Consider the following 5,027-nt stretch of genomic DNA (forward strand, 5'->3'; position numbering starts at 1 on the left):
CTGCAATACGTGCTTTCAATTGCTGGTTTTCTTGTCTTAACTGTTTATTTTCGTTGATGAGTTTTTCGATGGTCTGTGCTTGACGTTCGATGTTTGCCACCATGCTTTCGAGTGTGAAGACCGCTTCTTGGAAGCCAAAAGCAACATTTGCCATTGTGTTCACCTCCCATGTCTATGATGGTAATTAGTATAGACAAGGAAGGTACGAACAAACCGGCTCTCGTAAATTTTTTCTATGTACGGGCTGAATAGTTACCATGGAAAATTTCATGAAGCCGAACGATTTGAAAATGAGAAATGAACTCGAAAAACTGGAAACACTGACGCCCGAGCAATTCGCTCTGGCGCTATGTGGATGGTACGAAGTGAATGACGAAGAAAAGAGGAAAGAAAAATGGTCAAAACTCGGACGCGAAGTAAATGAGTTTAAGAGAGGCGACATTGTATACAGCAGATACCATGGATTTGGAGTGTATATCGGAGACGAAGAAATGATGCCGTTTGGTGAGAACGGATATAAGTGGATGCGACCGGTCGATTTGTTCGAATTGGAGCTTATCGCTCCGGTAGAGAGCCGGTTCGATATTGAGTGAAAAAACACAACGGGAGGGAACGGAACATGAGGACGTTTCACCGGTGTTTGAAAAGATCAGAAATCGAAAATGAGATGAAGCGTGCAGAAAACATAGATCGGCAAGAACGGGGATATTGAGGTGTTGTGAAATATGGCGACGACAGAACGGGAAAGGGATTTTTCAGAAATTGCAAATGAAATTATCGAGCGTTTCAGACCAATCAGCATGGGTTTTTCAGAAATTGTAAACAAAATCATCAAGGATGTGAAACCAATCATTTCAGAAATGTATGAACTCTATAAAAGAGGTGTAGTCATGCAATTTGAAAGATTCGTTGGCATTGATCCTTCTTTACGGACGGGTTTTGTAGTGTTATCTCCGTTTGGGGAAGTGATTGAGGCGAAAGAGATTGAGAAAGAGGGAGACGACCCGGCGAGGATGAGCGAACTGATCCAAGCCGTAGTCGATTCGGTGCATGATACAGATTTTGTCGCGATCGAAGGGTTTGGATACGCGAGCCAGCGAGGCTTCCTTTTGGGTGGAATCGGATGGGGGATGCGAATAGAGCTGTACAGACGGGGCATTCCATATATCGATGTCGCCCCGTCTCTTTTGAAAAAGTTTGCCGGAGCGAAAGGAAATGCAAATAAAGAGAAGGTTGTGCTTGAGGTGTATAAACGATGGGGATTTGAAAGCGACTCGAATAACGTTATAGATGCGTTCGTATTGGCGCAAATCGCGAGGGCAGCCAAAACTGAAACGAAGCTCATTCAAGCACAGAGAGAAGTGTTGAACAAAATTTTGAAAGAGAGGGAATGAAGTTGCCAAAACAAGAAGACGTACGCCCTGACTATTACAAGGTAGGCGGCATTGAGCCTATCGATTATATGAAAGCGAAAATGACGCCAGAACAGTTCGAAGGATTTTGTTTAGGGAATGTATATAAATACACTGGACGTTACCTTTACAAAGGCGGATTGACAGACTTGAAAAAGGCAAGATACTACCTTGAGCTTTTGATCGAAGTAAAGGGGGAGAGCGATGAACGAAGCGACCGATAAGGAGTTCGAAGAATATACGCGGTTGCATAGCCGCTATATTCAGCAGATTCGGTTTTACGAAGAGCGGATGGATGAGTTGACGCCATACGAGTTATCGCGGATGGAATATCTCTATACAAAACTTGAGCAAGTGGCGTGGCAAATCGCGGGATGGTACAAGAAGCGCGCGAAATACCATGAAGGAATGGCGGAAATCGCGCAAGGCCAACACTACCGCAAGGAGCGCGAAAAGTCATCAGCGACCGACGCCCAGCATTACAGTCGGATCGCCAAGGGAACACAGTTGAAAATCGCCGGACAGTACGAGGGAGACTTCATCACATGGCGCGGGATCGCAGGAACGTACGAGCGAGCCGCGAATGCGATTAAGGACATGATTAAATCTATAACAATGGAAGAGTAGAGGTGGATGGATTATGAAACAGTATTTGGATTTGTTGCGTGATATTCTCGAAAACGGCATTGAGAGAGAAGATCGAACGGGGACAGGGACGCTGTCTGTGTTCGGCCGTCAGTTGCGTTTCGACTTGCAAAAAGGCTTTCCGTTGCTGACGACGAAAAAACTTCACATTCGTTCGATCATCTATGAACTATTGTGGTTTTTACGCGGTGATACAAACATTCGCTTCTTAAACGAGAATGGCGTGACAATTTGGGATGAATGGGCGGACGAAAACGGCGACCTCGGGCGCATTTACGGCGCCCAATGGCGTTCTTGGAGAACATCAGACGGTGGAACAATCGATCAGATCACAAGGACGATTGAGGAAATCAAACGCAACCCCAATTCGCGGCGGTTGCTTGTGAGCGCATGGAATGTCGGCGAACTCGACCAAATGGCGTTGCCGCCGTGTCATTACGCCTTCCAGTTCTATGTCGCGGCCGGCCGGCTGTCGTGCATGTGGCAACAGCGTTCTGTCGATACATTTCTAGGATTGCCGTTTAACATCGCGAGCTACGCCCTATTGACACATATGGTTGCCCAACAGTGTGATTTGGAAGTAGGCGAGCTTATTTTTTCCGGCGGCGATGTTCATTTATATAAAAACCATGTGGAGCAGGCGAAGTTGCAATTGACGCACGAACCACGACCGCTGCCCAAACTTATCATCAAGAGAAAACCGGATTCGATTTTTGACTATCGCTATGAAGATTTTGAGTTTGTCGGATACGATCCGCATCCGGCGATCAAAGCCCCGATTTCTGTATAAAAGGAGGGCATCACATGACCGCTGTAAAAATCGAAAAAGGCATTGCTCAATATATTGAACACAACCTCTATTACTATTTCGAATATGTGCGCGACATCCAAAGATTAAAAAAAGACATTTTGTTCGGTCGGACGAATTATGATGAGAACGTCGGTGGAGGGCGTGGTAACCTCCCTTCACGCCCAACCGAACGACGGACAATTGAACTGATTACCCATAGGCGCTTGGAGCGTTTGGAGCAGATCGTTCATGCGATTCAAACAGTATACAGGTCGCTTTCGCCGGAAAAACAAAAAGCGGTACAGTTGAAGTATTGGTCAGGGAAGAACTACACGTGGGAACAGGTTGCTAGAGAGATTGGGGTGAGTGTACGACAATTGTACCGATGGAGAGATCAAATCATTTATGACATTGCGAAGTTGTTGGGAGAGGCAAATTCATGAAATCGGCTGAAGATACGGCGATCAAGAAGGTGGATTTTGAACGAGAACGTGACGAATATATGGAATGGATTAGACGAGGCGTGAATCGGCCTCAGTCCGAGGGAACGGGAGCTGATAGTGAAACGGTATTTGAGTGATGAGAAGGTGTATGATTATGAGCTATATAATGAGATGGGAATGTCTGAACAACAGTATTATCGAATGAAAGCGGGAACTTTTTATAAATTGGCGTTTATTTTGAAGATAGACTCCCATGACAAAAAAATTTCGTCACCATCGGAAGGATGAAAACCACCTTCTGTCGAATGGTCTCCTTGCAGCTGGGGTCATGAGGTCGCAAGATCTATGGTACGGTAAAGTCCGAAAGATAGACGGACCCCAGCAGCCTGGTGCACCATGGAATGTCGCTCCCTTCTGGGAAGCACGCAGGATAGAATGCTGGAACAAAGGCTGCTGCACCAGCTGTTTTGGAGAATGAAGCAGGGAGGGAGACCGATGCGCGTCTTGTATGAACGCTGTTGTGGATTGGACGTGCATAAGAAATCGATCACGGCTTGCGTCCTAACCCCTGAAGGCAAAGAGATTCGCACGTTTGGCACGATGACCGACGATCTYGAGGAGTTGGTGGAGTGGCTGAAACAAAAACAGGTGACGCACGTGGCCATGGAATCGACGGGCGTATACTGGAAGCCGATCTATAACCTGCTTGAAGSGGAGCCCATCGACGTGCTGGTCGTCAATGCCCAACATATCAAAGCGGTTCCCGGACGAAAAAYGGATGTGAAAGATGCGGAATGGATYRCGGACTTGCTTCGCCACGGACTGCTCCGAGGGAGYTGCATTCCTGATCGARCTCAGCGGGAGCTTCGGGAACTAGTTCGGTATCGGCGCAGTTTGATTGAGGAACGGGCCCGGGAGCTCAACCGCATCCAAAAAGTGTTGGAAGGAGCGAATATCAAGCTGGCTTCGGTTATATCGGACATCAACGGGGTGTCGGCTCAGCGGATCCTTCGGGCCCTGATCGAAGGAACGGACGATCCGGCGGTATTGGCGCAACTCGCCAAAGGGCGGCTGAAACAAAAAATCGGAGAGCTCCGGCGCGCCTTGAAAGGAATCATGGGGCCGCATCAACGCATGATGCTGGCGGAACAATGCCGGCATATCGAATATTTAGACGAAGCGATTGCCCGGTTGAATCGAGAAATCAAGGAGAGAACGCGCCCTTTTCATGAAGCGCTGGAGCTCATGGAGACCATTCCGGGAGTGGGGCGGCAAAGCGCGGAGCACATCATCGCGGAAATCGGGACGGATATGAGCCGTTTCCCTACGGCTGCGCACGTGGCCTCATGGGCTGGAATGGCTCCCGGGAATCATGAGAGTGCGGGGAAACGGTTGTCAGGTCGAACGAGGAAAGGGAACAAGAAGCTGAGGGCGTGTCTGGTGGAATGCGCCCGCGCCGCCGCCCGAACGAAGAACACGTACCTATCAGCCAAGTATCATCGGATCGCCAAACGAAGAGGAGCGAATCGAGCGAGTGTCGCGGTCGGGAGAACGATCTTGGAAATCATCTATTCGGTCTTAACGCGAAAGGAACCGTATCGAGAGTTGGGAGCCGATTACTGGGATCAGCAACGGGAGGCCGCCATCGTGCGCCAAACGGTGAAACGGCTAGAGGGGTTAGGGTACGAAGTGAAACTGGAGAAGACAAGTGCGTAGCATGAAGAAACCATATATATA

Annotated in this window: 9 protein-coding genes and 1 pseudogene; 9 read left to right on the top strand and 1 reads right to left on the bottom strand. The window is 48.3% G+C overall.

The window, feature by feature from the left end; all coding sequences use genetic code 11:
* A pseudogene (locus tag B1A75_RS19650) lies at nucleotides 1-154 on the bottom strand (IS66 family transposase); the annotation flags it as partial.
* Between the two features lie 103 nt (nucleotides 155-257).
* Between B1A75_RS19650 and B1A75_RS18945 the strand changes: the two are divergent.
* The 9 genes from B1A75_RS18945 to B1A75_RS18980 all read left to right on the top strand — a co-directional run bounded on the left by B1A75_RS18945 (nucleotide 258) and on the right by B1A75_RS18980 (nucleotide 5,006).
* Complete coding sequence (locus B1A75_RS18945; protein ID WP_176202450.1) at nucleotides 258-593, top strand: hypothetical protein; 336 nt, start codon at nucleotides 258-260, stop codon at nucleotides 591-593.
* A gap of 297 nt (nucleotides 594-890) precedes the next feature.
* Nucleotides 891-1,394, top strand: a complete 504-nt coding sequence (locus tag B1A75_RS18950; RefSeq protein WP_079936714.1) for a RuvC family protein — start codon at nucleotides 891-893, stop codon at nucleotides 1,392-1,394.
* A complete protein-coding gene (locus B1A75_RS18955; RefSeq protein WP_079936709.1) occupies nucleotides 1,391-1,636 on the top strand; it encodes a DUF3310 domain-containing protein in 246 nt (81 codons plus the stop codon). The genes B1A75_RS18950 and B1A75_RS18955 overlap by 4 nt, the downstream gene beginning before the upstream one ends.
* The gene (locus tag B1A75_RS18960; RefSeq protein WP_079936710.1) at nucleotides 1,617-2,039 is read left to right on the top strand and encodes a hypothetical protein; all 423 of its coding nucleotides are present in this window, start codon (nucleotides 1,617-1,619) and stop codon (nucleotides 2,037-2,039) included. Before B1A75_RS18955 ends, B1A75_RS18960 begins: the two co-directional genes overlap by 20 nt.
* 13 nt (nucleotides 2,040-2,052) lie before the next feature.
* Nucleotides 2,053-2,847: a thymidylate synthase gene (gene thyA, locus B1A75_RS18965; protein ID WP_079936711.1), complete on the top strand. Its 795-nt coding sequence runs from the start codon at nucleotides 2,053-2,055 to the stop codon at nucleotides 2,845-2,847.
* Between the two features lie 14 nt (nucleotides 2,848-2,861).
* Entirely contained in the window at nucleotides 2,862-3,290 is a 429-nt protein-coding gene (locus tag B1A75_RS18970; RefSeq protein ID WP_079936712.1) for a helix-turn-helix domain-containing protein, read from the top strand.
* Complete coding sequence (locus tag B1A75_RS20485; protein WP_254866664.1) at nucleotides 3,287-3,427, top strand: hypothetical protein; 141 nt, start codon at nucleotides 3,287-3,289, stop codon at nucleotides 3,425-3,427. Before B1A75_RS18970 ends, B1A75_RS20485 begins: the two co-directional genes overlap by 4 nt.
* 7 nt (nucleotides 3,428-3,434) lie before the next feature.
* Nucleotides 3,435-3,578 (top strand): ArpU family phage packaging/lysis transcriptional regulator, encoded by a 144-nt coding sequence (locus B1A75_RS20490; RefSeq protein ID WP_254866665.1) that lies wholly within the window; start codon nucleotides 3,435-3,437, stop codon nucleotides 3,576-3,578.
* A 207-nt stretch (nucleotides 3,579-3,785) separates the two neighbouring features.
* Entirely contained in the window at nucleotides 3,786-5,006 is a 1,221-nt protein-coding gene (locus B1A75_RS18980; RefSeq protein ID WP_079936713.1) for an IS110 family RNA-guided transposase, read from the top strand.
* Nucleotides 5,007-5,027 lie beyond the last annotated feature (21 nt).

This window comes from Geobacillus sp. LEMMY01, assembly GCF_002042905.1.
Classification (GTDB): Bacteria; Bacillota; Bacilli; order Bacillales; family Anoxybacillaceae; genus Geobacillus; species Geobacillus proteiniphilus.

What these genes read in the sequence shown, in the direction of transcription:
- thyA (WP_079936711.1), top strand. Translation starts at nt 2,053, where the DNA reads ATGAAACAGTATTTGGATTTGTTGCGTGATATTCTCGAAAACGGCATT.
- B1A75_RS18950 (WP_079936714.1), top strand. Translation starts at nt 891, where the DNA reads ATGCAATTTGAAAGATTCGTTGGCATTGATCCTTCTTTACGGACGGGT.
- B1A75_RS18970 (WP_079936712.1), top strand. Translation starts at nt 2,862, where the DNA reads ATGACCGCTGTAAAAATCGAAAAAGGCATTGCTCAATATATTGAACAC.
- B1A75_RS18945 (WP_176202450.1), top strand. Translation starts at nt 258, where the DNA reads ATGGAAAATTTCATGAAGCCGAACGATTTGAAAATGAGAAATGAACTC.
- B1A75_RS18955 (WP_079936709.1), top strand. Translation starts at nt 1,391, where the DNA reads ATGAAGTTGCCAAAACAAGAAGACGTACGCCCTGACTATTACAAGGTA.
- B1A75_RS18960 (WP_079936710.1), top strand. Translation starts at nt 1,617, where the DNA reads ATGAACGAAGCGACCGATAAGGAGTTCGAAGAATATACGCGGTTGCAT.
- B1A75_RS20485 (WP_254866664.1), top strand. Translation starts at nt 3,287, where the DNA reads ATGAAATCGGCTGAAGATACGGCGATCAAGAAGGTGGATTTTGAACGA.